General features: G+C 71.9%; 1 protein-coding gene and 1 pseudogene. One reads left to right on the top strand and one right to left on the bottom strand.

The window, feature by feature from the left end:
* Window positions 1-1112, top strand: a 1112-nt coding sequence (locus G6024_RS14265) for a hypothetical protein (RefSeq protein WP_159148999.1), incomplete at its 5' end; no start/stop codon positions are given.
* Window positions 1113-1120: 8 nt separating this feature from the next.
* On the opposite strand, the pseudogene G6024_RS14260 reads toward G6024_RS14265, so the two are convergent.
* Window positions 1121-1450: pseudogene (locus G6024_RS14260) on the bottom strand (phytoene desaturase family protein); the annotation flags it as partial.

Genomic DNA, 1450 nt, shown 5'->3' with positions numbered 1-1450 from the left:
CGCCTGCGCTGATGACGGCCGGGGAGATCACCGCTGCCGACGGCGCGGGCGCGGCCCCCGATCCGTTCGACAGCGGCGAACCCGCATGGGACGGCGAGGGCGCACCCAGCGTGCTCGTGTACGACGAGACGCCGGTCGCGGCGGTCGCGACGGCAGTGGCCGTCGGGGCGGCGGTGTCCCACCTCCGTACCCCGGACCCGCGGGTCGACGGCGGGTCCGTGGAGGCGGTGCGGGACGCCGAGGCGGTCTACGCGCTCGGGCCCGGGTGGGGCACCGAGGACGAACTCGAGGACCGGGTGGAGACGGCGCGGACGGTTCCCGAACTGCCGGGCGGCGGACAGCTGCTGTTCCCGGGCCGGCGGTTCGTGGCCGCCTACGGGTCGCCGATCACCCCTGCCCTGGGGATCCTCGGCGAGCAGGGACCAGAGGAGAGCGTGGCGCGGGTTCAGCAGTTGGTCGGGGAGTACCAGCCGCACTCCCCGGAACCGGTCATCCCGGCGTTCGAGATCATCGCGACGGTCGCCTCGACGTCCGCCGGACCCGACGGCAACTACACCAACGAGTGGGACCCGCAGGAGTTCGTCCCGCTGATCGACGCCATCACCGACGCCGGCGGGTACGCGGTGATCGACCTCCAGCCCGGCATGGCCGACCTCCTCGATCAGGCGAGGATCTTCGAGGAGTTGCTCACCCGCCCGAACGTCGGACTCGCGCTCGACCCCGAGTGGAAGCTCGAGCCGGGACAACAGCCGGGCGCGCAGATCGGGTCGGTGGACGCCGAGGAGATCAACCGGGTCACCGACTGGCTGGCGGACCTGACCCGGGACAGCGGAGGGCCACAGAAGCTCCTCATCCTCCACCAGTTCAGCATGGCCATGATCGACGACCGCGACCAGATCGACACCTCCAGGCCGGAGGTGTCAATCGTCCTGCACGCCGACGGTCACGGCACCCCGGACCTGAAGATGGAGACGTGGGACGTCCTGCGCAGCGGGCTGCCGTCCGGCATCCGGATGGCGTGGAAGAACTTCTATGACGAGGACACCCCCACGTTCACGCCCGAGCAGACCATGGCGGTCGAGCCCCGGCCGTGGTTCGTGTCCTACCAGTGATTCGCTTCCTACCAGCGAGTCGGTAACCCGCCGAGGATGCGCTCCGCCACGTGCTGCCCGGCCATGCCGTGCACGCCCGGGCCGGGAGGGGTCGAGCCGGAGGCGTGCCACACCCCGGGAATGCCGGTCGCGAACGGGTCGGCCCGCGGCACCGGGCGGGCGATGAGCCCCCGCAGGTCCACGCGTCCCGCCGCGATGTCCCCACCGGCGTTATTGGCATTGTGCTCGGCCATCCGGTCCGCGGGCGTGCAGTGGGCGGCCACGACCACGTCCCGCACCCCCGGCGCGACCGCCTCGAGCGCGGCGAGCACCTGCTCGGTCTGGTCACGGTCGGAGAA

This window comes from Dietzia maris, assembly GCF_014144855.1.
GTDB lineage: Bacteria > Actinomycetota > Actinomycetes > Mycobacteriales > Mycobacteriaceae > Dietzia > Dietzia kunjamensis.
The sequence above is the reverse complement of the archived record's forward strand: the minus strand, read 5'-3'. Positions and strand labels throughout refer to the sequence as shown.